At 65.5% G+C, this 23,534-nt stretch carries 27 protein-coding genes and 1 tRNA gene; 14 read left to right on the top strand and 14 right to left on the bottom strand.

The window, feature by feature from the left end; translation table 11 throughout:
• From Q0925_RS12280 to Q0925_RS12270, 3 genes are read right to left on the bottom strand one after another with little or no spacing between them, the layout of a single operon-like run.
• Positions 1-597 carry a uracil-DNA glycosylase gene (locus Q0925_RS12280; protein WP_299335947.1) on the bottom strand — a complete coding sequence of 199 codons (597 nt, stop codon included), beginning with the start codon at positions 595-597 and terminating at the stop codon, positions 1-3.
• Positions 598-621: 24 nt separating this feature from the next.
• Positions 622-1,191 carry a DUF99 family protein gene (locus Q0925_RS12275; protein WP_299335945.1) on the bottom strand — a complete coding sequence of 190 codons (570 nt, stop codon included), beginning with the start codon at positions 1,189-1,191 and terminating at the stop codon, positions 622-624.
• The gene (locus Q0925_RS12270; protein WP_299335942.1) at positions 1,188-1,364 is read right to left on the bottom strand and encodes a DUF5786 family protein; all 177 of its coding nucleotides are present in this window, start codon (positions 1,362-1,364) and stop codon (positions 1,188-1,190) included. The genes Q0925_RS12275 and Q0925_RS12270 overlap by 4 nt, the downstream gene beginning before the upstream one ends.
• Positions 1,365-1,451: 87 nt before the next feature.
• Between Q0925_RS12270 and Q0925_RS12265 the strand changes: the two genes are divergently transcribed.
• Positions 1,452-2,063 carry an MBL fold metallo-hydrolase gene (locus Q0925_RS12265; RefSeq protein WP_299335940.1) on the top strand — a complete coding sequence of 204 codons (612 nt, stop codon included), beginning with the start codon at positions 1,452-1,454 and terminating at the stop codon, positions 2,061-2,063.
• Here the strand turns inward: Q0925_RS12265 and Q0925_RS12260 are convergent.
• Positions 2,060-2,209 carry a 50S ribosomal protein L40e gene (locus Q0925_RS12260; protein ID WP_299335938.1) on the bottom strand — a complete coding sequence of 50 codons (150 nt, stop codon included), beginning with the start codon at positions 2,207-2,209 and terminating at the stop codon, positions 2,060-2,062. The two genes, Q0925_RS12265 and Q0925_RS12260, sit on opposite strands and share 4 nt — an antisense overlap.
• Positions 2,210-2,308: 99 nt before the next feature.
• Between Q0925_RS12260 and Q0925_RS12255 the strand changes: the two genes are divergently transcribed.
• Positions 2,309-2,770 (top strand): TRAM domain-containing protein, encoded by a 462-nt coding sequence (locus Q0925_RS12255; RefSeq protein ID WP_299335936.1) that lies wholly within the window; start codon positions 2,309-2,311, stop codon positions 2,768-2,770.
• A gap of 76 nt (positions 2,771-2,846) precedes the next feature.
• The gene (locus tag Q0925_RS12250) at positions 2,847-3,314 is read left to right on the top strand and encodes a Tfx family DNA-binding protein (protein ID WP_299335934.1); all 468 of its coding nucleotides are present in this window, start codon (positions 2,847-2,849) and stop codon (positions 3,312-3,314) included.
• On the opposite strand, the gene Q0925_RS12245 is transcribed toward Q0925_RS12250, so the two are convergent.
• The gene (locus Q0925_RS12245) at positions 3,311-4,321 is read right to left on the bottom strand and encodes a mannose-1-phosphate guanylyltransferase (RefSeq protein WP_299335932.1); all 1,011 of its coding nucleotides are present in this window, start codon (positions 4,319-4,321) and stop codon (positions 3,311-3,313) included. The genes Q0925_RS12250 and Q0925_RS12245 overlap by 4 nt on opposite strands.
• Positions 4,322-4,363: 42 nt before the next feature.
• Positions 4,364-4,636, bottom strand: coding sequence for a DUF7091 family protein (locus Q0925_RS12240; RefSeq protein ID WP_299335930.1), 273 nt, complete (start codon positions 4,634-4,636; stop codon positions 4,364-4,366).
• A 165-nt stretch (positions 4,637-4,801) separates the two neighbouring features.
• On the opposite strand from Q0925_RS12240, the gene Q0925_RS12235 reads away from it, so the two are divergent.
• The 3 genes from Q0925_RS12235 to Q0925_RS12225 all read left to right on the top strand — a co-directional run bounded on the left by Q0925_RS12235 (position 4,802) and on the right by Q0925_RS12225 (position 6,845).
• Complete coding sequence (locus tag Q0925_RS12235) at positions 4,802-5,731, top strand: replication factor A (protein ID WP_299335928.1); 930 nt, start codon at positions 4,802-4,804, stop codon at positions 5,729-5,731.
• A 1-nt stretch (position 5,732) separates the two neighbouring features.
• A complete protein-coding gene (locus tag Q0925_RS12230) occupies positions 5,733-6,338 on the top strand; it encodes an RPA family protein (RefSeq protein ID WP_299335926.1) in 606 nt (201 codons plus the stop codon).
• Between the two features lie 99 nt (positions 6,339-6,437).
• On the top strand, positions 6,438-6,845 hold the full coding sequence (locus Q0925_RS12225; protein WP_299335924.1) for a ribbon-helix-helix protein, CopG family: 408 nt from the start codon (positions 6,438-6,440) through the stop codon (positions 6,843-6,845).
• Here Q0925_RS12225 and Q0925_RS12220 read toward each other — a convergent pair.
• Entirely contained in the window at positions 6,837-7,292 is a 456-nt protein-coding gene (locus Q0925_RS12220; RefSeq protein WP_299335922.1) for a DUF5814 domain-containing protein, read from the bottom strand. The two genes, Q0925_RS12225 and Q0925_RS12220, sit on opposite strands and share 9 nt — an antisense overlap.
• Before the next feature lie 116 nt (positions 7,293-7,408).
• Here Q0925_RS12220 and Q0925_RS12215 point away from each other — a divergent pair.
• A tRNA-His gene (locus Q0925_RS12215) sits at positions 7,409-7,480 on the top strand.
• 280 nt (positions 7,481-7,760) lie between these two features.
• On the opposite strand, the gene Q0925_RS12210 is transcribed toward Q0925_RS12215, so the two are convergent.
• Positions 7,761-7,973 carry a YgaP family membrane protein gene (locus Q0925_RS12210; protein WP_299335920.1) on the bottom strand — a complete coding sequence of 71 codons (213 nt, stop codon included), beginning with the start codon at positions 7,971-7,973 and terminating at the stop codon, positions 7,761-7,763.
• Positions 7,974-8,089: 116 nt separating this feature from the next.
• Here Q0925_RS12210 and Q0925_RS12205 point away from each other — a divergent pair, with 116 nt between their 5' ends.
• Positions 8,090-9,166, top strand: coding sequence for an AI-2E family transporter (locus Q0925_RS12205; protein ID WP_299335918.1), 1,077 nt, complete (start codon positions 8,090-8,092; stop codon positions 9,164-9,166).
• A 117-nt stretch (positions 9,167-9,283) separates the two neighbouring features.
• On the opposite strand, the gene Q0925_RS12200 is transcribed toward Q0925_RS12205, so the two are convergent.
• Together Q0925_RS12200 and Q0925_RS12195 are read right to left on the bottom strand one after the other, a co-directional pair.
• Complete coding sequence (locus tag Q0925_RS12200; RefSeq protein ID WP_299335916.1) at positions 9,284-10,471, bottom strand: CBS domain-containing protein; 1,188 nt, start codon at positions 10,469-10,471, stop codon at positions 9,284-9,286.
• A gap of 64 nt (positions 10,472-10,535) precedes the next feature.
• The gene (locus Q0925_RS12195) at positions 10,536-12,212 is read right to left on the bottom strand and encodes a choice-of-anchor I family protein (protein ID WP_299335914.1); all 1,677 of its coding nucleotides are present in this window, start codon (positions 12,210-12,212) and stop codon (positions 10,536-10,538) included.
• Positions 12,213-12,347: 135 nt separating this feature from the next.
• Between Q0925_RS12195 and Q0925_RS12190 the strand changes: the two genes are divergently transcribed.
• Entirely contained in the window at positions 12,348-12,737 is a 390-nt protein-coding gene (locus Q0925_RS12190) for a cupin domain-containing protein (protein ID WP_299335912.1), read from the top strand.
• Positions 12,738-12,763: 26 nt separating this feature from the next.
• A complete protein-coding gene (locus tag Q0925_RS12185; RefSeq protein WP_299335910.1) occupies positions 12,764-14,818 on the top strand; it encodes a DEAD/DEAH box helicase in 2,055 nt (684 codons plus the stop codon).
• Positions 14,819-14,868: 50 nt separating this feature from the next.
• On the opposite strand, the gene Q0925_RS12180 is transcribed toward Q0925_RS12185, so the two are convergent.
• Both Q0925_RS12180 and Q0925_RS12175 read right to left on the bottom strand, forming a co-directional pair.
• Positions 14,869-15,762: a substrate-binding domain-containing protein gene (locus Q0925_RS12180; RefSeq protein ID WP_299335908.1), complete on the bottom strand. Its 894-nt coding sequence runs from the start codon at positions 15,760-15,762 to the stop codon at positions 14,869-14,871.
• 185 nt (positions 15,763-15,947) lie between these two features.
• Positions 15,948-16,352 (bottom strand): acyl-CoA thioesterase, encoded by a 405-nt coding sequence (locus tag Q0925_RS12175; protein WP_299335906.1) that lies wholly within the window; start codon positions 16,350-16,352, stop codon positions 15,948-15,950.
• Between the two features lie 91 nt (positions 16,353-16,443).
• Here Q0925_RS12175 and Q0925_RS12170 point away from each other — a divergent pair, with 91 nt between their 5' ends.
• Complete coding sequence (locus Q0925_RS12170; RefSeq protein WP_299335904.1) at positions 16,444-17,394, top strand: 3-hydroxyacyl-CoA dehydrogenase family protein; 951 nt, start codon at positions 16,444-16,446, stop codon at positions 17,392-17,394.
• On the opposite strand, the gene Q0925_RS12165 is transcribed toward Q0925_RS12170, so the two are convergent.
• Together Q0925_RS12165 and Q0925_RS12160 are read right to left on the bottom strand one after the other, a co-directional pair.
• Positions 17,391-17,600: a DUF7511 domain-containing protein gene (locus Q0925_RS12165; protein WP_299335902.1), complete on the bottom strand. Its 210-nt coding sequence runs from the start codon at positions 17,598-17,600 to the stop codon at positions 17,391-17,393. The two genes, Q0925_RS12170 and Q0925_RS12165, sit on opposite strands and share 4 nt — an antisense overlap.
• Before the next feature lie 174 nt (positions 17,601-17,774).
• Positions 17,775-18,398 (bottom strand): type IV pilin, encoded by a 624-nt coding sequence (locus Q0925_RS12160; protein ID WP_299335899.1) that lies wholly within the window; start codon positions 18,396-18,398, stop codon positions 17,775-17,777.
• A 243-nt stretch (positions 18,399-18,641) separates the two neighbouring features.
• On the opposite strand from Q0925_RS12160, the gene gatB reads away from it, so the two are divergent.
• The 3 genes from gatB to Q0925_RS12145 form a co-directional block, all read left to right on the top strand.
• Positions 18,642-20,135, top strand: coding sequence for an Asp-tRNA(Asn)/Glu-tRNA(Gln) amidotransferase subunit GatB (gatB, locus tag Q0925_RS12155; RefSeq protein WP_299335897.1), 1,494 nt, complete (start codon positions 18,642-18,644; stop codon positions 20,133-20,135).
• 107 nt (positions 20,136-20,242) lie between these two features.
• Positions 20,243-22,753: a DNA topoisomerase I gene (locus tag Q0925_RS12150; protein WP_299335895.1), complete on the top strand. Its 2,511-nt coding sequence runs from the start codon at positions 20,243-20,245 to the stop codon at positions 22,751-22,753.
• 76 nt (positions 22,754-22,829) lie between these two features.
• A partial coding sequence (locus Q0925_RS12145; protein WP_299335893.1) for a phosphoglycerol geranylgeranyltransferase occupies positions 22,830-23,534 on the top strand: 705 nt, incomplete at its 3' end.

Genomic DNA, 23,534 nt, shown 5'->3' with positions numbered 1-23,534 from the left:
TCAGTACTCCTCGAGACGGGACTGGCCGCCCCCTGCCACACCCACCAGATCCGCCGCCGTCGCGATAGCCTCCTCGAACGCGTCGCGCTGACTCCCGTCGTAGAGGGTCGCGGCCGGGTGGAGACAGACGAGCACCCGCCGCCCTTGGCCGTCGATCCGCGCGTCGACGACCGATCCCGCCTCGCGGGTGACCGCAACCTCGCGGTCCAACAGCCGCTCGCCCGGTACCTTTCCCAGCGTCACGACGAGGTCCGGATCGACGCGGCCGATTTCGCGGTCCAGAAACGACGCGCAGTTGTCGAGTTCCGCGGCCCGTGGGTCGCGGTTCTCCGGCGGCCGGCACCGGACACAGTTGGTGATGCGCACGTCGGATCGGTCGAGTCCGGCGTCCCGGAGGGCGTCGTCAAGCACCGTCCCCGACCGACCGACAAAGGGTTCGCCCCGCTCGTCCTCCGTCGCGCCCGGTGCCTCCCCGACAAACAGGAGGGCGGCATCCTCCGGGCCGACGCCGTTGACGATTCGACTCCGGGACTCGACGAGCGCCGGGCACTGCTCGCAGGCACACACGTCCGCTCCGTCGGTGTCGGTGTCGACCATACCGATATCCCGGGAGCCGTCGGCTTAAGCCTCCCCGTCGCGCCGGAAGCGCCGGGCGGCCCGCGCCCCGAGTCGCGCCACCCGGAGCGGTTCGGGTCGCCCTCCCTCCGGGGTGAACGCCCGCACGAGTTCCGTGGCCCGGTCGTCGTTGACGCCCACGGCCCGGACGTACACCGTCTCGCCGTTCACCTCGAGTCGGCGACGCGGTGGCTGGGACCGGTAGGTCGACAGCCGACGGTCCAGTGCGGCACCGGTAAACGCCTCTCGGAGCGCGGGTTCGAGTCCCGGACTCGACTCGAAGGACACCGAGAGCACGGGGCGGTCCGTCGCAGCCGAGAGTGCCCGCAGGTCGACGAGATTGAACCACGCGGGAGCGATACCGGAGAGAAGGATCCAACGGGCGTCGTCACGCCCCAACTCCTGATACAGCGTCGTGGCGGCGTCGGTGGCGTCGGTTCCACCGACGGCACACGATCCGAACCCGACGCCGTCGACGACGCGGTCCGCTCGGACGACCGCTCCACAAAAAACGCTCCGCTCGTCATCGGTGGCGAACGACTCGGCGATGCCGAGTGCGCGCGCCCCTGACTTCACTCGCCTTTGATCTCTTCGAGGCGGTCCAGCAGTTCGTCGTTCGACGCGCCGATTTCGAACTCAACCGACCCGCTGTGGTCGGCTTCGGACGTCTCGACCCCCTCGTTGTCGTTGAGGTCAGCGTTTAGCTCCTGGTTCTCCTGTTCAGATTCATCGTAGCTCCCGAAGCCCATACATGTGACATCAATAGACGCACGGTCAAAAAACTATGTTGCGGGCCGACCGCCCGGTTTTTACCGACGCCACGTTCTCGTGTGGGTATGGCCGTCGTCAATGTCACAGCGGACGCCGAGGAGTTCACGTGCAACGCCTACCTGCTCACGGGCGACCACCCGGCGCTCGTCGACGCCGGCACGATGCCGGGCGTGGTCGATGTCATCAAAGACCACGTCGACGACCTAGAGACGGTGGTACTCACCCACCAACACGCCGACCACATCGGCGAACTCGACGCCATCGCCGACGCGTTCGACCCCGAGGTGTACGCGTACACCGATCATCCGCGGCGGGACCACGGCCTCACCGACGGGGAGACGATCACACTCGACGGCGAGGAGTTCGAGGCCGTCCACACGCCCGGCCACGCCGCCGACCACGTCTCGCTCGTCGGCGACCGGGCGTTGTTCAGCGGCGACGTGGTCGTCTACAACGACGGCGCGTTCGACGACGGGAGCTTCGGTCGGACGGACATGGCCGGCCAGTCACGCGAGCGGTTGATCGAGAGCCTAGAGACGGTACTGGAGCGGCTTCCGGAGACGGTCGAATCGATGTATGCCGGCCACGGTGACTCGTTCCATGCCGACGAGGAGAGTGTGCGGGCGGTGATCGAGCGGGCGCTCTCGCGGGCCGAGCGTCGAGAACCGAAATACTAGGCGCTGCGTCGTTCTTTGGCCTTGGGTCGGAGTTTCTTGTACCCACACTTCCGACAGCTCTCTGCCCGTGCCGCGTTGCGTGCGTTACACCGCATACAGATCTGCTTGTCGAGCATCCGCCGTTCTGCCGCCTCGAACTTGGCCATGCACCCGATTCTTGAGCGACGGTCATAACGCTTGCGAGTGTCCCCGACAGAGGGTCGCCACAACACAAGCGTTTAGACGACTGGCGGAGTAGTTCGTCCATGGCGAACTGTCCACTCGCCGACGACTGCCCCAGCTTCTCCGAGCGGATTCAGGGGATGGGGTGTCAGCACTACGGCGACCGCGGGGGTGCGGAGTGGTGTAACCACTACGACATGCCCATCTCCGACCTGAAACAACAGCCGGTGAAACCCGGGGAAGAACTCGTCGTCGAGGTGACCGACATCCACGAGAGCGGCGCGGGCGTCGGCCGCACCGAGGACGGGTTTATCGTTCTCGTCGACGGAACGCTCCCGCCGGCCCGTGCCCGTGTCCGTGTCGACCGGGTGAAGTCGAATCACGCGACGGCCGCGGAGGTCGAACGACTCCAAGACGAGGAGGACGGCGACGACACCGAGGGTGGCGTCGAACCCGACGACGACAACGCCGATGCCGACGCCAGCGCCGACGATTCCGGACGGCCGGAACAGCTGGGCAGTCGGGACAACTTCTGGGGCGGTTGAGCGACGACGCCGGCACGGCGTCGGCGGTGGACAGTCCGAGGTGTAGCTTTTAGGGGCCGAGAATCTACGGTGGAGTATGGACGACAACCCGGACGCGAACGCACTGCTCGAACGCGCCGGCTTCGACCCGGAAAAGAGCGTCCTGACCCGTCGGCAGGCCGAGGTGCTCGCACTCCGCGAGCGGGACGTTCGACAGTCCACGATCGCCGATCGACTCGGCACCTCACGCGCAAACGTTTCGAGCATCGAGTCGAGCGCGCGAGACAACGTGGCGAAAGCCCGCGAGACACTGGCCTTTGCCGAGGCGTTGACGGCGCCGGTTCGTGTCGAGGTCGACGAGGACACCGACCTTTATGATGTGCCCAAACTCGTCTACGACGCCTGCGACGGTGCGGGCGTCAAGGTGAACCACACGGCCCCGGACCTGATGAAACTGGTCAGCGACGAGGCCGGCGACGCTGTTAAAGGCCGCGAGATTCAGGCTCCGCTGCTCGTCGGTGTCACGACCGACGGTACCGTCCGCGTCCGGCGGTCGACCAACTAAAACTCCCCGCGTCGTTCCAGGTCGGCGACCACATCGCGGACGCGCTGTGCCTTCTCGGTCGGCACCACGAGCACCCGGTCGCCGTACGCCACAACCGTCAGTCCCTCGACGCCGACCAGTGAGACGTGGACGTCGTCGCCGGCGACGAGGTTGTTCGTGGCGTCGACGGTCACGGCCTCCGCGTCGCCGCCGACGACCGTGCCGTCGTCGTCGGCCGGGAGAAGCCGCCTCAGGGCGTCCCACGACCCGAGGTCGTCCCATTCGACTGCGAGCGGGACGACGACGACGTCGTCGGCGCGTTCGAACACCGCGTGATCGACGCTGACCGGGTCGACGGCCTCGAACCCCGCCGCGGCATCGTCACGCTCCAACGCCTCGACCAAGGGAGCGAGCGGCGTCGACCGCGCCGCCGACAGAAACGCCTCGGGCGTCCACGCGAAGATTCCGCCGTTCCAGTAGTAGCCCGCCTCGACGTACCGACGGGCGGTGTCGGCGTCCGGTTTCTCGTGGAAGGCAGCCACGTCGGCGTGGTCGCCCCGGTCGGCGCCCGGTTCGACGTAGCCGTACCCCGTCTCCGGTCGCGTTGGCTCGACCCCGAACGTGACGAGCGACCCCGTCTCGGCGGCCACCCGTCCCCCCCGTCGCGCCGTCGTCTCGAAGTCGCCGGCGACGTGGTGGTCGCTCGGCACCGCAAGCACCACCGGGTCGTCGAAGCGCTCCCGGACGCGATGGGTGGCGTACACGAGTGCCGGACCGGTGTCGCGCCCGGCCGGTTCGACGGTGACGGTGGTCTCCGGGACGGCCTCGCGCACGGCGCCGGCGATGTCCGGACGCGTCGAGACCACCACCTCGTCGGCGAAGCCGACGCGGGCGACGGTACGTTCCAGCAAGGAGTCGGCTCCGTCACCCAGCGCCAGCAGTTGCTTGGGCCGGTCGCTTCGACTCGCAGGGTAGAGCCGCGATCCGGTCCCGCCGGCGAGCACCACCGCGATCAGCGGTCGATCCATATCGATCACTGTCTCCGGAGCAGGAGAAAAGCCACCGGTCGTTCACCACGTCTCGACGACACCCTCGCGGATGTCTTCCAGACAGCCCTCGCAGTCAGGGTGGCCGGCGTCGAAGCAGTCGGGCCGCCCCTCCTCGTCGAGGGCGACGGCCCGGCGGTCGGCCTCGCGCCGACAGACGATACGGACCCGTCCCGACTCGTCCGTCGGCAGGTCACTCGCGATGCGTCCCGCTCGGTAGGCCCGGCGGGCCTCGCCGTAACGGCGGCCGGCCGAGCGGAATGTGGTCCGCACGAACCGTTTCAGCCGGTCGTCCATACCTCGGTTCAGGCCGCGAGCATCAAAGGTCCGTCGCCAGCACTCGATCCCGCCGTGGTCGGGTCCTGCGGTTACAGTTTCGCCCCGGTCGGCGAACTTTTTATATCACGGCGCACCAACGATCGTGTGCCTCCCCACGAGAACAACACGGAGGCGATTGAGACCATGACAGATTTGCAGACCCACGCGGAGGACATCGTAGCGCAGTTTTCGGACCACCTCGACCTCGCGGCCGACGACGTCGAGGAGCGACTCGACAACCTCGTCAACGAGTACCAGGTTCCGGTGGACGAGGCCCGTCGTAGCGTCGTGAACAGCTACCTCGACGAGGCTGGGCTCGAACGTGACGCGCTCGGCGGCGGCGACAACGCGTCCGTCCGCCTCGCCGAAATCGAACAGGACGAGCAGTGGCTCGACGTGACCGCGAAGGTCGTCGAACTCTGGGAGACCCGGAGCGACTCCGTTGCACAGGTCGGCCTGTTGGGCGACGAGAGCGGAACCACCAAATTCGTCGCCTTCGAGACATCGGACCTCCCGGCACTGGAGGAGAACGCGGTTTACCGACTGGAGAACCTCGTCACCGACGAGTATCAGGGTAACTTTTCGGTGAAGCTCAACCGGACGACGACCATCACCGAGGTCGACGAAACCGTTGAGGTCGGCGACGACGCCGAAACCGTCGAGGGCGCACTGGTCGACATCCAGAGCGGGAGCGGACTGATCAAGCGTTGTCCCGAGGCGGACTGTACGCGCGTTCTCCAGAACGGTCGGTGCTCGGAACACGGCGATGTCGAAGGTGAGTTCGACCTCCGGATCAAAGGCGTTCTCGACGACGGCGAGGCGGTCCACGAGGTGATCTTCGACCGCGAGAGCACCGAGGCACTCACCGGGACGACCATCGAGGCGGCCAAGCAGATGGCGATGGACGCACTCGACACCACCGTCGTTATCGACGAGATGCGAGGGGGTGTTCTCGGCCGGTACTACCGGGTGAGCGGTCCACAGTTCGGCCGGTACGTGCTGGTCGACGAGTTCGAGCGGCTGAGCGATTCGGTCGATGCCGAGGCGGCCCTTATCGAAGCGAGGTCGATCTAACATGAGCCAGGCACCCACCCGCGAGGTCGCACGACGCGTCTTCGCCCGCGAGTTCAACGACGCGAGTCACACGTTCAAAGAATCCGACGACGAACGCGCCCCCGTCTACCTTCTTCTCCCGACGGGCGAGCGGGCGAACCGCGTGTTTCTCGTCGGAACGCTGACCGAGAAAGAGGATGTCGGCGAGGACGACGAGTACTGGCGGGGTCGCATCGTCGACCCCACGGGGACCTTTTTCGTCTACGCCGGGCAGTACCAGCCCGACGCGGCGTCGACGTTGCGGGACCTCGAACCGCCGGCGTACGTCTCCGTCGTGGGCAAACCCCGGACTTACGAGACCGACGACGGGGGAATCAACGTCTCGGTCCGCCCCGAATCGATCACGGCAGTCGACGCCACGACGCGGGATCGCTGGGTCGTCGAGGCGGCGACCCGGACGCTCGAACGCGTCGCCGCGGTCGACGACGAGGGCAACGAGTACGCCCGGATGGCCCGTGACGAGTACGACCTCCCGGTCGCGGACTACCGCGAGACGGCACTCGCCGCCCTCGAAGGTCTCGACGAGACGGACGAACTCGGTGGCGACATCCCGCCGGCCGAACCCTGACAACCCGGTTCGACCGACGCGTCGGTCGTCCCGCACGCCCGCTCCGCCACAGCGTCTGACAAACCGTTAAGTGAGTCGGACAACGACAGAGTCGTGACAATGGGCAACAAAAACAAAACCATCTCGTTTCGTGTCAACGAGGACGCGTTCGAGACACTCCGGGAAATCGCCGAAGAGCGTGATCTGTCTCTCTCGGCGGTGTTTCGCGACTACGTCGATATGCTCGTTGCCCACGACGGACAGGTCCAGGTCGTCCCCGAACACGAACTCGACGATGAATCGGGCGACGACGCCAGTTTTCCGCCGAAGGTGGAGGTGCCAAAGAGCTTTGTCCGAGAACACGAACGTCTCGAACTCGAAGCCGAGCACCTGCGCGAACAACTCGACGAACACAAGGGGTACGTCAACCACCTACGGGAACAGTTGGAAGAAGGCGGCGAGGACGTCATCCAACTCGAGGACCTCGACGGCGGCGAGTCGGACGAACCGTCTTTCAGACTAGGCTGACAGCGTCCGGCGTGCCTCGGCGGCGCGCCGTTCCATCTCGTTGTCTCCCTCGACGGCGGCTAAGGATTCGACCGCCTCTAGCCGCCGCACCGCCCGATCCAAAAAGGAGAGCACGTCGCCCGGGTAGGCGTACAACATGTACTCGTCGGTCATCACGTCGACGATGGCGTCGGGACCCATCCCCTGTGCCCGGAGGTCGAGCAGATACCGGATGAACTGACGTTCGGGATACCCGGTGTAGAGGTCGTCGGGGTCCGCACAGTCGAGAAAGTCGCCGGCAAAATCCAGTAGCCGGTCCCGGGTCGCGTTGTCGAGTTTGGCGAGGCCGTCGCCGTTGTAGAGTACCTCCATCGTCGCACCCTTGAACGCACCCTTCGGGATGGACGTGTCCAACTGCGAGACGATCTGACGATGGTTTTTCAGGTAGATCTTGTCGGTGATGGCCACTGTCACTGTGTAGGCGACCGGACGACTAAAACGTCCCGACTCGACCGTGTGTCGCTGCCACACCCCGATGCCGAGTCGTAACCTACTTCACTCACAGCACAGTAACTCAATTCGTGTCCGGGTTAGGGTAGTGGTTATCCTTCAGCCTTGTGGAGGCTGAGACGCGGGTTCGATTCTCGCACCCGGACCTTTTCGGCGACGAACACGCACAGTCTACCGGTCCACGACGTCCCGACCCACGTCTTTGGCCATCCGTCGCGACGACCCCGGTGTCGACCGCTTTCTCTCCCCGTGAGTCATCCAGCATCTGCGATTCGAGGGACCGCCTCGCTCCCACGGCCCACGTCTACGACGGACCGGTTCGGAAACGGTCGCTGCTCATGGCCGAGAACGTCGCATTGAACGGCGTCCGATTCGACGACACGTTGACCGGGCCCTGGCGGCGCTGAGAAGGGGTGTCGACACCCCTTACTCGTCGGTCGTATCGATACCGAGAACGGCGTTGATCCCGCAGACCCCGGTTGTCGCGTTGAACCCGGCTCCGAGCGCACCGAGCCCCGTAATCAGGCCGAGCGTGCGCCGTCCGGTCCGTAACGCCTGCACTGCCACAATCGTCAGGCCGACGGCGAGTACTGCGCGAACGAGACGGTCACGGCCACCGACGTTTTTCGCTGGTGCCATAGATCCGTTTTGACCTGCCGGGTGATATATCGTCCGTTCTCACAACCCGGGTCGACGCCGCCGTCGTGCGCTCACGACAAGGCCTTTGCATCGGGCCCGCACACTACCCGACCGCAATGGACGAACGACGCGCAGTGGTCGCCCTGTTCGGCTTCGCCGTGGCCCTCGTCACCGGATACGTCGCGTACCGCTTTATCGCCGCCCTCACCGTCGCCGTCTTTCTGTATTACTCGACGCGCCGCTTCTACAGGGCGCTCGGACGGCTCCGTCTCCCTGCACGGGTCCGGGCGGTGACCGTTATCACCTTTCTCGCCGTCCCGTTGCTCATTCTCCTCAGCTACACCCTCGTGTTGTTGGTTGTCGAGACGCGGCGCTTTGTCGAGACGTACCCCGTCGTCGAACTCGCCGCGACGAACGTGGCGTGGCTGGGCGGTGTCGAGGATATTCCGGAACTCACCGTCGGCAACCTCGTCGACGCATACCACGCCGGCCGGCTTGATCGGGTCATCGACTTTCTCGTCGCGAACGCCGCCGTCCTGACGACCGCGGTCACCGGCTTCTTTCTCAACCTACTGATCGTCGTTGTCGTCACGTACTACCTCCTGATCGACGGATCGAGGATCCACGAGTGGCTCCTCCAGTTCGACGACGACGCCATCGTCCGTGAGTATCTGGAAGCCGCCGACCGCGAACTCGAGGCCATTCTCTTCGGGAACCTTCTGAACGTCATCGCAATCGCGCTCATCGCCGTCGGTGCGTTCAACGGGTACAACGCCCTCGCCCCCACCGCTGTCCAGGTACCGTACCCCACGCTTGCTGGCGTTCTGACCGGCGTCGCCAGCCTGATCCCGGTCGTCGGGATGAAAATCGTCTATCTCCCCCTTGCCGCCGTTATGTCGGTCCCGGTCGTTCTCGACAACGCCTACGCGCTTGCCGGCTACGTCGTTGCCTTTCTGCTCGTGGCTATCGTCGTCGTTGACACGGTGCCGGATCTGCTTCTCCGCCCGTATCTGAGCGGCGAGCGAACCCACGTCGGCTTGTTGATGCTCGCGTACATCTTCGGGCCGGTCGTCTTCGGCTTCTACGGCCTTTTTTTGGCCCCGATCCTTCTCGCTCTGGCTATCACCTTCGCTCACACGGCGCTCCCGCGGCTCCTCGGTGTGAACGACGGCACCGTCGACACCGCCCCCTGATGCCGGTCTCGGCAGCGCTTAACGATCCGCGAGTGATCACCCCGATATGACGCCGGTTCCTCCCGCCGTAGCCCGGTGAGAGGACTGGCTGAGGCCGCTCCGGGCGACGAACGTCCGTTACCGCTGAACGAGGTCGGGATCACCCGACAGTCGGTCAAGCGCCGATCGACCCCCGCCGGCCGCCCCGCCAGTCCGGATGACGTTGAACGCCGTCACCAGGTCCGACCGGGAGATCAGGCCGACAAACTCCCCGCCATCGTCGACGACCGGAAGGCGGCCGACCCCCTCGCGTTGCATCGTCGAGATTGCGTCCATCGCGTCGGCGTCCGGTCGGATCGTCACCAGATCGGTCGCCATCACGTCCTCGACGCGGTATGCGTCGTGTTCCACCTCGCGGACGTCGCGGGTGTCGTCCAGGGTCACCATGCCGACGAGTCCCCCGGCGCGGAGAACGGGATACCCCGTGTGACGCTCCCGAAACATCCGCTCGGTGAGCGTAACCAGGTCGGTGTCGGCGGTGACGGTGTGTAACTCCGCCACCGGCGTCATGATGTCTCCAACGGTAACACCTTGGAACGCCGCCTTCATCGCCGTCTGCTGGGCCTCGCTTGAGGCGGCGATGTAGATAAAAAAGGCCAGCGCGATCAGAAAGAGGTTGGCGAAGAGCCCAACGATGGCAAGACCCACGGCGAACAGTTTGCCGACCTCGGCGGCGAGTTGTGTCGCGCGGGCGTGTGTCCGTTTCCGTGCGAGAAGCGCCCGCAGGACGCGACCGCCGTCCATCGGAAACCCCGGGAGCATGTTGAAGATGGCGAGCGCGACGTTCGTCAACGCGAGGTACGCGAGGACGAACCGGACGGCGGGGAGGCCGCCGGGCACGGCGAGTACGCCGAGGTAGGCAACGATACCGAGGCCAACGTTCACCACCGGCCCCGCGATGGCGACGGTGAGTTCCTGTTTCCAGTTCTCGGGCATCTCGACGAACCGGGCGACGCCGCCGAACAACCAGAGGGTGATGGACTCGATCTCGTACCCGTACCGCATAGCGACAACGGAGTGGCCGAACTCGTGACACAGGATACAGGCGAACAGGCCGGTAGCCGCCGTTGCCCCTAGTAGCCACGGCACCGCTCCTGCGGTCAGCGTCTCGGCGGGCATCGCGATGTCGAACACCCCATTTAGAACGCCGACGAGGTTGCCAACGTCACCGCCGATCAGCCACGCGAACAACGGAAGCACGACGAGAAAGGTGAGATCTAGCCTGATCGGAATGCCGAACGCAGTCCCGATGCGGAGTCCGCGCATACGGGTCGTTGCGCGGGGACGGACTTAATTCGTATAAATGAGGCGGTCGACAAGGAGTGACCGGTTAGCTCGTGTCCGTCACCGGCGTCACCTCGAAGACGCCGACGGTCCCGCTGGTTTCGAACCCGACACAGACCAGCGGATTCCGGATCGGGCTCTCCGACGCCGGAACGAAGTAGACACCTTCGGGTGCGAAGTCGCCCGCACGGGCGGGTTCGTCGCTCCGAGGGTTCGCCTCGGCCGCCGCGGCGAGGTCGTCCTCGCTCACGCTGTAGTCTCGGTTGACGTTCATCTGGACGTACTCCGGGTTCTCCGGACTCGTCACGTCGTAAGTGGCGATCCCGCTTCCCTTCTCCTGTCCGACGAATGCGAACGTCCGGTCCCCGACAACACCGAGTTCGACGCTCTCGGTCTCCGGACCACTCTCGACGACGTTGACGTGGCCGCCGGGGTACCGTTCGGCGAACGTTCGCTCGAACCGGCTCCCGCTGTCGAAAGCGAGGCGCAGGCCGTCGTCCTCGACCTGCCACACGGAAAACGACCGGCCGCCGATGGCGTAGATGTCGGTGTACCCGTTCTCACCGTTCGCGAACTCCGCCATCGCCGCCTCGTTGACCTCCATGTTGCCCAAGTTCTCGGGCGATTTCAACTCCTCGACACTGTCGACGTAAGCGTTCTCCGAGAGATCGAACCCCGCCGGGTCGAGTTCGAGGTTCTTCAGAACGCTCACCTCGAAGTCCTTGGCGTCGCCCTCGTTTGCGGTGACGACGAAGGTATCGCCGCCGACCTCATAGGTGTCGATAGCGTCAGGTTGGTACATCCCATGGATCGGCCAGTTCTGGAAGCTGCTGCCGTCGACGTCGCTCGTATCGAGTTCGTTACCGGGAAGCGAGAAGTGCTTGAATCCGAGTCCGTCGATCCGTTCGACCGTCGCCGACGTGAGGTCGATCGTCGCGATGGCGTTGTTCTCCTGAATGCTGACGAACGCTCGTTCGCCCCCCGGCGCGACGGTGACGTACTCGGGTTCGATGACGGTCGACGCGACGGCCTCGCCCGCACCCGATGAGACGAGATGGACGCCCTCCTCGCGGAGCGCGGCTTCCTGCCCATCGAAATCAGTGAACGTTGCCGTTTCGACGCTCGCGTCCCGTGCGCTGCTGCTCACATCGATCACGCTAACCGATCCGGCGGGGTCGGTCGAACCGCTCGGCTCGCCCTCGTTGGCGACGACGACGTAGTTCCCGTCAGGACCGATCGTCACCTTATCGGGAAGCGGTCCGACCGACACGGCGTTTACGAACTCCAGTGTCGACGGATCGTAGAACGCGACGGCACCGTCGGCCGTCGCCGGCTCGGCCTCGATAGCAGCGGCGACGAGAGTGTCGTCGATGTCGACGCTGTTGGTACCACCGACCGACGAGACGACGTCGCTCTCGGCGCCGACGAGGTCGCTCGCGTTCAGCACACCGGCCTGCGTTGGACTCGATGGCTCGGTGAGGTCGAGTACCTCGACCTGTCCGGCGCCGGAGTTGACGACGAACAGCCGATTCCGAGGGGCGTGAAACGCAACGATCTCCGCACCGCCGAGTGCCTCGCCGGTCGCGTACCGGCCGATCCGGTTTAGCCGAACCGTCTCCACGTCGTTACCGCCGCCGAACTGCGCCACGACTCCCGAAGGAATCGCGGCCGCAACGATCATTCCGACGACACCTCGCCGACTGAACTGATTTTCCAAAACCACACAACAACGCGAGGATAGATGGCTGAAATAGTCTGCTAAGAGCGGTATATATCGATACTCTTCACTACACTCCTCTTACAAGTGTTGCTCGTCCCCGCCCAAACCCTTAGGTTTCGCGTTCGCCCACGTTGAGGTATGGGCGACCACGCTCCGGCCCTCACCGTCAGGCGCGCCGACGATGTCGAGTACGAAGCCGTCGACGCCGCCGACGGCCTCTCGAAGGGCGTCCTGATCGACGAGGACGACGGCGCGCCGACCTTTGCGATGCGCCGGTTCACGCTCGATCCCGGCGCCGAGGTGCCCAGACACACCAACGCGGTCGAACACGAACAATACGTTCTCGACGGGGAGTACGTCGTCGGGGTCGACGGCCAGGAACACACGGTCTCTGCGGGCGATTCCCTGCTGATCCCCTCGGGCGTCGTCCACTGGTACCGCAACGAGAGCGACCGGCAGGGGGCGTTCGTCTGTGTCGTCCCCAACGGCGACGACACCATCGAACTCGCCGCCGAGTCGAACGGCTAAAATACCCGGTTCCCGTATTCCGATCCGTGTCACGGCAGGTTGGCCGCGTCGAGACGCTCTTTCTCCACGGACGCGACGACGACGTTCTCGTCGCCGTCACCCGCGACGGCGACCGGGTGGTCCGGGGCGTTCTCGACCTGAAGCAGACCGACGCCGGTCCTCGCCCCGGCCGGTTCCGGATCAAGCGCGGATCGACCGAGGAGCCACGCGACCCGAGCCAGTTCGTCGAACTCGCACGCCGCGCGGAACGCATCCGCATCTCACAACAAACCCCGACCCCCGGCCGAGAACGCATCGAAGCGATGCTCGATGGCTACCAGCTTGACGCGCTGACGGTCCGGACCTGTCGCTACTGTGCCTCCGCGGGACGGTACTCGCCGATCACGGAGGACACCGCGATCAAAGCGGATCGAGACCACATCTGCCCCGACTGTGCGCGACGCGAACTCGACGGCGAACTCGCCTACGCCGGCGGACTCACCGGCGCGGCACAGGACCGCCTCGAGGAACTTCTGTTGGAGGTACAGGATCTCGACCGGATCGTCAACCTCCTACAGGGCGAACTCGATCCCGACCTCACGAAGTTCGACGAGATCGGTGCGACCGTCGACGACGTGGATCCCGTCCCGACCGGCGACCTGGACCTCCATCCGGATCTGAAAACGCAGGTGACCGGTCGGTTCGACTCCCTGCTTCCCGTTCAGAGCCTCTCGGTCCGCAACGGCCTCTTGGACGGCGACGACCAACTCGTCGTGAGTGCAACGGCAACCGGAAAGACGCTCGTCGGCGAACTCGCCGGCATCGACCGCGCACTGAACGGAACGGGGAAGCTGCTGTTTCTGGTTCCACTCGTCGCCCTCGCCAACCAGAAAGCGGAGAACTTCGAGGAACGCTACGGCGACCTCGTCGACGTGACGATCCGCGTCGGCGGCAGTCGCGTCACCGACGACGGTACGCGGTTTGATCCCTCGGCCGACGTGGTGGTCGGCACCTACGAGGGGATCGACCACGCGCTCCGGACGGGCAAGGATCTGGGCGACATCGGGGCGGTCGTCATCGACGAGATCCACACCCTGAAGGAGGGTGAACGGGGCCACCGTCTCGATGGGATGATCTCCCGGCTGAAGGGGTACTGCGAGACACGTGCAAAACGCCGCGGCGACTACGCTGGGGCGCAGTGGATCTACCTCTCGGCGACCGTCGGCAACCCCGAGTGGCTGGCCCGGCGACTGCGCGCGACGCTGATCGAGTTCGAGGAGCGTCCGATCCCGATCGAGCGTCACGTCACCTTCGCCGACGCCCGTGAGAAAACCAGGATCGAGAACCGCCTCGTCCGACGGGAGTTCGACAGCAAATCCTCGAAGGGATACCGTGGTCAGACGATCATTTTCACCAACTCTCGGCGGCGGTGTCACGAGATCTCTCGAAAACTGGAGTACGACTCCGCGCCGTACCACGCCGGTCTCGACTACGGCCGGCGAAAGCGCGTCGAGCGCCAGTTCGGCGATCAGGATCTCGCCGCCGTCGTCACGACCGCCGCCTTGGCCGCCGGCGTCGACTTTCCCGCCTCGCAGGTCGTCTTCGACACGCTAGCGATGGGTATCGAGTGGCTTTCCGTCCAGGAGTTCGAACAGATGCTCGGACGGGCCGGCCGTCCCGACTACCACGATCAAGGCACGGTCTACCTTCTGGTCGAGCCCGATTGTTCCTACCACAACAGCATGGAGATGACCGAAGACGAGGTGGCGTTCAAACTGCTGAAAGGGGAGATGGAGGACGTTCGAACCGAGTACGACCTTTCGGCGGCCGCAGAGGAGACCCTCGCCAACATCGTCGTCGCGGGCAAGGGGGCAAATCGTCTCAACGATCGGATGCTCGGCGACGTCCCGACCAAACGCGCGATCGCCAAACTGCTCGAGTGGGAGTTTATCGATGGGTTGGAACCGACGCCGCTCGGCCGAGCGGTGACCCGACACTTTCTCGCGCCCGACGACGCCTTCGCCATCCTCGACCGCATTCGGACCGGACTGGACCCCTCCGACATCGTGGCCGAACTCGAACTCCGGGACGACGACCGGTAGCCACGCCCTCGACGGCGCATCCGATATGACACACCGTCTGCCCCGGGGTGTTATTCGGGCCAGTCACTCGGGACGTACTGCCGGAACTCCGGCTCCGGCGACGTGCCGAGCGGCCGGTACGCTCGTTTTCCGCCGACCCGAAACCGGTCGATGCGTGACCGACCTGCAGGCCCGGTCAGATAGCCTGCGTATGCCATCGCCATCGTGTACGCCACCTCGTGTCGGGCGGGATTGACCGGGATGACCGCGTACTCGTTCCGGAGCAGCGGCGGTGGGTCGTCGATCCCTCGGTCGACGTGTCGAACGAGGCCGTCGCCGTCGCTCACGGTGAGGAAACTTCCCCGGTCGGTCAGGGTGTACGCGCCGATCTGCTCGGCGGTCGCCAGTGTGTCACCCATCCCTTGCCCGGTTTCACGGTACCACGCTCCTGAGGGATCGATGCCCGCCCGGTCCCAGATGCGCCGTTCCCGAATGTGGGTCCCGGAGCGGTCCCCCCGCGACAGAAACGTCGCGGTCTCGGTGGCAATGGCACGAACGGCCGCCACCGGATCCGTCCCTGCGACACCTGCGGGATCCTCGGGTGGTCCCACTACCAGAAAGTCGTTGACCATCACGGCGCGTCGGTTGAGGCCGTGTCCGCCCCGAAGAAAGCCGTTCTCCAAGGGACGGGCGTGGACGAGAACAACGTCACAGTCGCCGTTGCGGGCGGTCCGGAGCGATCCTGCCGTCCCGCGTGCGACCGTTCTGACCGTCGACCCGAACGTTTCCTCGAACCCGGGGGTGACCTCGTCGAGGAGGCCGCTATCGTACGCGGTCGTGCCGGTGGCGAGAGTCAGGTCGCGATCCAGTTCGGTCGCGTCGGTCGTCTCTGAGCCCCCCGAACAACCGGCGGCCGAGACGACACCGCCGAGGCCGAGAGCCTGCACGTACTGACGACGGTTCACGCGATGATAAACCAAATCTGGTCACAAAGTGGTTTCGATGTGAGTAGATTAGGTTATGTTGTGGGGCAGTCCGGTGTGGGTGGTGGCTCTCGGACACGTCGTGGACACGGCCTGTCTCCGACCGGCGGCCGCCTGTCGTGCGTTCGCGTGAGGTGTCTCGATCCGGTCGATGACCGTTCCGACGGTTATCCCCGGCGAAGCGACTCCATCTCCGCGACCCACGCCTCCGGAAGCGGCCGGGACCCACCCTCGTCCGGATCGACGTACACCTGCACCGTTTTGGCCGTCGCGGCGACCCGATTCTCGACCCGGATTTCGTACTCGGCGGTGACACTCGATTCGCCGATATCCCGAACGCCCATCGCGACGGTCACCGTCCCCGCCTCCAGCGCGATCTCGCTCCGGTAGTCGATCTCTAAGTTCACGAGAACGGTGTCGATGTCGTCGAGGCCGACACCCAGCACATCGGCGTAGTAGTCGACACGTGTCTGCTCCAGATACGTCGCGTAGACGGCGTTGTTGACGTGACCCATGGCGTCTACGTCGCGAAAGCGAACACCGAGTTCGGTCTCGTACTCGAAGTCGGACATACACGCCGTGTGAACGACCGGGCAGTTGTGCCTACCGGACCGGGCAACTCACCGCAGGGATTTATTTTCTCGACCGTCCACGCTGGGATCGATGCCCACGACATCTCCGTCACCGCCCGCGGCGGTGACCGTTGTCGGCGCTGGAACGATGGGGCACGGCCTCGCTCTCCAGTTCGCCCGCCACGGCGCGCCCGTCACGCTCGTCGACCACCGGCGGGCGAACCTCGTCGACGCCCGCGACGGCGTCGAGGACGCGGTTGAGTTTCTCGACTCGGCGGGGCTGCTCGACGCCGCCCCCGACACGATCCTCGGTCGGATCGACCACACGCTCGACCTCCCCGCCGCCGCGGCCGACGCATCGCTCGTCATCGAGACGGTGTCCGAGGATCTCGACCTGAAACGGTCGGTGTTCGAGGAGGTGGCCACACACGCGCCCACCGAGGCCGTTCTCGCCACCAACACGTCCGGCATCCCGATCACCGACATCGCCGCGGCGACCCCCGACGCCGCCGACCGGGTGGTCGGCTGTCACTGGTGGAACCCACCCTACCTCCTGCCCACCGTTGAGGTGGTCCGGGGCGCGGACACGAGTGACGACACGCTCTCCCGGACGGCGGCGTTCGTTGAGGCGGTCGGTCGTGATCCCGTTATCGTCGAACGCGACGTTCCGGGGTTCGTCTGGAATCGGATCCAGTTCGCCGTTCTTCGGGAGTGTGCCCACCTCGTGACCGAGGGAGTCGCCTCGTTGCCCGACGTGGAACGGGCGGTCCGGGACGGCTACGCCCTCCGGACCGCCGCGATCGGCCCCTTCGAGACGGCCGACCTCGCCGGTCTCGACCTGTTCCGGACCATCGCGTCGAACCTTTATCCACGGTTGAGCGACGCGAACGAACCGGGGGCGCTGTTCGACGATCGGATCGCCACCGGACGGGGCGGCGTCGACGACGGGGCCGGCTTCCACGAGTACGACGACCGGCCTGCGGACGTGGTCCGCCGGCGAAACCGGCGGGTTGCGGCGATCCGACGGGCGGTGGAGGACTAGCGCGACGATTCGAGTGGCACGAAGGCGTCGGCGTCGGCGGTCAACCAGTGGGTGAGCCGTTCTGTTTCGGTCGCCTTCGGCGGGTAGAGCGTGCGTCGATCCGCCGCGCCGTCGTACGTAACCACGACGGCACGCAGGCGACCGGTGACGGCGTTGATGTCGGTGTCGCCGTCGGAAGCGGGACCGGGCGTAGAGGTGTTCGACATATCGCGTCTGTCGATGGGGGCTCGCCGCTTTTAGTCACTGCTATGTCGGCTTCGGATTTGTCGGTACCGGTCGTTGGGATCCCGACCGCTCCCGACCGCTCCCAAGCGCTCCCGATCGTTTCGACCGAGGATCGCCCGGTTCGTACCGCAGGTCATCCTTTCGCCTGCGGCGTCTCACGCCTCGATCTCCAGTGTTCCGTCGTCGGTTACGTCGCCGTTGATTCCGACCGTGACGTCGTAATCGCCGGAACCGGGGTTCTCGACGTTTTTGAACTCAACGATGAGTGCGTCCCCACCGTTGAGGTTGTAGTTCCCCGACAGTTCGACCGTCAAGGTGTTTTCGCCGTTGGAGGTTTTCACACCGTCGTCGGGTGGGCAACACTCCACGTCGTTGGTCGCGTCGACGTCAATGTCACCGTCCCGGTCTTGGTCGATGCCCACGATAATGATGTCTGCTCGGGCGTCGACACCCCCAACATCCGCCGATCCGTCAGGGTACTCGATGACGATACTGTTCAAGGAGTTCCCGGCGGTGTCCGACCCGCTCGCTATCGTGTAGTTCACCACGTGGGACGTTGTCTCGTCCGCCCCGCTGTCGCGTGCCCAGATGAGTTCCGACCGGTAGTTGCCCTTCTGGGTTCCGTCGGACGACAGGCCGGTCAGGTAGTCGACCTGCTCCCGCTCACTCCCGAAGTCGGCCAGCTCGGTCGTCGTAACGGCGAACATCGAGGCCAACAACAGCGTGATGACCACGAGAATGACCACCCCTATCAGGGGGGTGATCGCCCGGCGATTCATCACCAGCTTTCGGGCGGCCGGGAATAACAAGGCACCGCCTCAATTCTCAGAGATGAAACTGAGCGCCCGGCGAGACGGCCGCACACGTCGGCCACGAGTTTTCTGACGCGCCGTCCGTACCGCGGTCGAGTTGTCACAGGACGGTCGGTGAGTCACGCGACGACGCGGGCAACGACACCGGAGCCGGGTGCTCGTGTCCCCCGTTCCGTTAGTCTTTAGCCACCGGCCGTGCAAGCCCGCGCAATGACCGCGCAGGCCCTCGAGCAGCGCGACCTCGCCGTTGTCATCGGCCTCGAAGTCCACGTCCAACTCGAAACCGACACAAAGATCTTTTGTGGCTGTTCGACCGAGGCGGCGGACGACGAGAACCCGAACACCCGAACCTGTCCGGTCTGTCTGGGACTGCCCGGCGCGTTGCCCGTCGTCAACGAGGCGGCCGTCGAGGCCGCGGTGAAAGTCGGCCAGGCGTTGGACGCGGATATCGCCGATGAGACCCGGTTTCACCGGAAGAACTACTACTACCCCGACCTGCCGAAAAACTTCCAGATCACACAGTACGACGCGCCGATCTGTGCCGACGGCTCGCTCGACGTCGCCGTCAAAGACGACCGCCGCGAGATCGGGATCGGTCGCGCACACCTCGAGGAGGACCCCGGTAGCCTCCAACACGAAGGGGGGAACATCGAGACGGCGGAGCACACGCTCATCGATTACAACCGCGCCGGCACGCCGTTGATGGAGATCGTCACCGACCCCGACTTCCGGGGGCCGGAGGAGGTTCGAGCCTTTCTCGCGAAACTCGAGGAGGTTCTGGACTATCTGGGCGTCTTCGACGCCTCCCGGGACGGGAGCCTCCGGATCGACGCCAACATCTCGCTGGTGCCGGCAAACGAGGTGGCCAACGACGGGAGTGTCGACGAGACGGTTCTCGCCGACGCCAACCGGACCGAGGTAAAGAACATCTCAAGCCACAAAGGCGCCGAAAAGGCGCTGGCATACGAGGTGACCCGACAGAAAAACGCCGTCAAGCGGGGCCGCGAGGTCGAACAGGAGACGCGCCACTGGGACGAGAGCCGCGGTATCACCGTCTCGATGCGCTCGAAAGAAGAGGAGAAAGATTACCGCTACTTCCGCGAGGCGGACCTCCCGCCGCTTCGGGTCTCGGACTGGACCGAACGACTCTCGATCCCCGAACTCCCCGACGCTCGCCGCGACCGGTTCCGCGAGGCGTACGGACTCGACGCCGAGTCGGCGTCGAAACTCACCTCGAGCAAGGAGGTCGCGGACTTTTTCGAGAACGTCGCAGACCGGTTCGACCCCGACCTCGCGGCGACGTGGGTCGCCGACGATCTGCTTGGCGAACTCAACTACCGCGACCTGCAGGTGACAGACGTTGAGGATCGACTCGACGAGTTCGCCCGACTGATCGAACTCGTCGACGCCGACGAGATCACGGGAAAGAACGCCCGCGAGGTGGTCCTGCGGACGATGCTCGACGAGGGCCTCGACCCGGACGCGGTGGTCGAGCGTGAGGGCCTCGGGAAGGCCGACGACGACGCCGTCGCGACGGCCGTTGGCGAGGCTATCGATGAAAACCCCGAGGCGGTCGAGGACTACCACGCTGGCGAGGGTGGGGCGCTCAACTTCCTCGTCGGGCAGGTGATGAGCAAGACCGGGGGAAGCGCCGACCCCGGCACCGTCAACGGGCTGTTGCGTGACCGGCTTGACGACGACTGACGGTGCGTGTCGCAGGCGCGTCCCGGCCGCACGCCCTCTCGCGGTCAGCCGATTACGGGCTTACAGTCACGAAAGGTTTAGGCAGATGCTCGCCGTATCACTCGCCGATGAACCGTGGCCCCGAGTTGATAATCACCGAGAAGGACAACGCCGCCCGTCGCATCGCCGAGATTCTGAGCGACGGGAGCGCGGAGAGCGACCGTGTCAACGGTGTCAACGTCTACAAGTGGGGTGGCAAGCGTTGTGTCGGTCTGTCGGGCCACGTCGTCGGTGTCGACTTTCCCCCCGAGTACGACGGCTGGCGGGACGTGGAACCGGTTGAACTCGTCGACGCGGAGATGGAGAAGCGCCCGACACAGGAGAACATCGTCGCCGCGCTCCGCCGTCTGGCCCGGAACGCCTCGCGGATCATGATCGCGACCGACTACGACCGAGAGGGGGAGTTGATCGGGAAGGAGGCGTACGAACTCGTCCGCGAGGTCAACGACGACTCGCCGGTCGACCGGGTACGCTTCTCGTCGATCACCGACCGCGAGGTGACCGAGGCCTTTGCCGACCCCGACGAGCTTGATTTCGACCTCGCCGCCGCGGGCGAAGCCAGACAGATCGTCGACCTGATGTGGGGTGCGTCGCTCACGCGATACCTCTCGCTGTCCGCGGGACAACTCGGCGACGACTTCATCTCGGTCGGCCGGGTGCAGGGGCCGACGTTGAAACTGATCGTCGACCGCGAGCGAGAAATCGACGCGTTCGATCCCGAAACGTACCGGGAGCTGTTCGCCACGCTTCAAAAGGACGAGGAGTCTTTCGAGGCGCAGTATTTCTACCTCGACGGGAACGCCAACGAGGCCGAACGCGTCTGGGACGGGGACAGCGCGGCCGCGGTCGACGCCGACCTCTCGGGGGCGTCGACAGCGACGGTCGAGGCGGTGCGTCGGCGCACCCGGACCGACGATCCCCCCGCGCCGTTCAATACGACACAGTTCATCCGCGCCGCGAGCGGAATCGGCCACTCCGCACAACGGGCGATGAGCATCGCCGAGGATCTCTACACCGAGGGCTACATCACCTACCCTCGGACGGACAACACGGTGTATCCCGAGGATCTGGACCCGCGGGACCTGCTTGACGCCCTCTCGGCTGGCCGACGCTTCGGCGACGACGCGGCCGCCCTTCTCGACGCTGACGACATTACGCCCACGGAAGGCGACGAGGAGACCACCGACCACCCGCCCATCCACCCGACCGACGAACTCCCCGCCGCGAGCGACCTCTCGGAGGACGAGTGGGAGGTGTACGAACTCGTTGTCCGGCGGTTCTTGGCCACCGTAGCCGACGCGGCAACGTGGCAACACCTGCGTGTGGTGGCGGGTGTCACCGGCGACCGGAAGCGCTCGCTGAAGGCAAACGGCAAACGGTTGGTCGACCCGGGGTACCACGCCGTCTACCCGTATCGCTCGACCAGCGAGAACCACGTCCCGGACGTGACCGAGGGCGAGACACTCGACGTGACCGGATCGCGACTGGAAACCAAACAAACCCAACCGCCCCGCAGATACGGCCAGTCCCGCCTCATCGAGACGATGGAGGAGATGGGCATCGGGACAAAGGCGACCCGCCACGACGTGATCCAGAAACTCTACGACCGGGGCTACATCGAGGGTGATCCGCCGCGACCGACCCGCCTCGCCCGTGGCGTCGTCGAGGCCTCCGAGGAGTTTGCGGACCTCATCGTCAGCGAGGAGATGACCGCCCAACTGGAGGCGGATATGCAGGCCATCGCCCGGGGCGAGGCGACGCTCTCGGAGGTAACCGACGAGTCCCGGGAGATGCTCGGCCGTGTCTTCGACCGCCTGATGGACTCCCGCGAGGCGCTCGGTGACCACCTGCGCGAGTCGCTGAAGGCCGACAAAACCGTCGGGCCGTGTCCGGCGTGTGGTGACGACCTCGTGATCCGGCGGAGCGGGCAGGGGTCGTACTTCGTCGGCTGTGACGCCTACCCCGACTGCGAGAACACCCTCCCGCTCCCCTCGACCGGCAAGCCGCTCCTGTTGGACGACGTTTGTGGCGAACACGGCCTCCACGACGTGAAGATGCTCGCCGGGCGCAAAACGTTCGTCCACGGCTGTCCGCTCTGTGCGGCCGAGGCCGCCGAGAAAGAACCCGATCTACTCGTCGGCCCGTGTCCGGAGTGTGGTGACGCCGACGGGGGCGACCTCGCGGTCAAGCGGCTTCGATCCGGCGGTCGATTGGTCGGCTGTACGCGCTACCCCGACTGTGAGTACTCCCTGCCGATGCCCAGACACGGCGAGGCCGAACTCGTCGACGAGGCCTGCGAGCAACACGGACTCCCCGGGATCCGGATCACCTACGACGACGACCGCGACCCGTGGGATCTGGGCTGTCCGATCTGCAACTACCGCGAGTACCAGGCCCGACAGGAGGGAACGGAACTGGAGACGATCAACGGCATCGGGGAGAAAACGGCCGAGAAACTGAACGAGGCTGGCATCGAGGACGTGGCCGGACTGAAAACTGCCGAGCCGGACGCGCTCGCGGACGAAATCGACGGCGTCGGCGAGGACACGGTTCGAGACTGGCAGGCGGACGCGGACTGACACGCGCCGACCGACGGCATATCCGGCCGCCCGGAGTCGGGTCCTTTTTATCAGTTCCGCGGAGTACATTTGGGCAATGACCACGCCGTGGGAGGAGTGGGACCACGTCCTCAAGGTAGACCCCGACAAGACCCTCGCCGCGGGCGAGACCTTCGAGGATGTCTGTGCCACCGGAACGGACGCCATCGAGATTGGCGGGACGACCGGAATGACCAAAGAAAAGATGGCGGCGGTTGTCGACGCCTGCGCCAAATACGGCGTCCCGCTGTATCAGGAGCCGTCGAACCCGGCGGTCGTCATCGACGACGACACGCTGGACGGCTACCTGATCCCGACGGTGTTCAACGCCGGCGACAGTTTCTGGGTCACCGGCGCACACAAAGAATGGGTCCGCATCGAGAACGGCCTCGACTGGACCCGCACACACACCGAGGCGTACATCGTCCTCAACCCGGACTCGTCGGTCGCGGAGTACACGGAGGCCAACTGCGATCAATCGGCCGACGACGTGGCTGCCTACGCGGCGGTCGCGGAGAAACTGTTCGGACAGGATATCGTTTACATCGAGTACTCCGGGACGTTCGGCGACCCGGAGGTTGTGGCGGCGGCGGCGGACGCACTCGGCGAGGCCACCCTGTTTTACGGTGGCGGTGTCGGCGACTACGAGACCGCACACGAGATGGGACAACACGCCGACGTGGTCGTCGTCGGCGATCTGCTCCACGATGAAGGGTGTGACGCCGTCCGCGAGACGGTCGAGGGTGTCAGGGACGCCCACGAG

Origin of the sequence: Haloplanus sp., assembly GCF_028275055.1 — an archaeon.
Lineage (GTDB): Archaea > Halobacteriota > Halobacteria > Halobacteriales > Haloferacaceae > Haloplanus.
The sequence above is the reverse complement of the archived record's forward strand: the minus strand, read 5'-3'. Positions and strand labels throughout refer to the sequence as shown.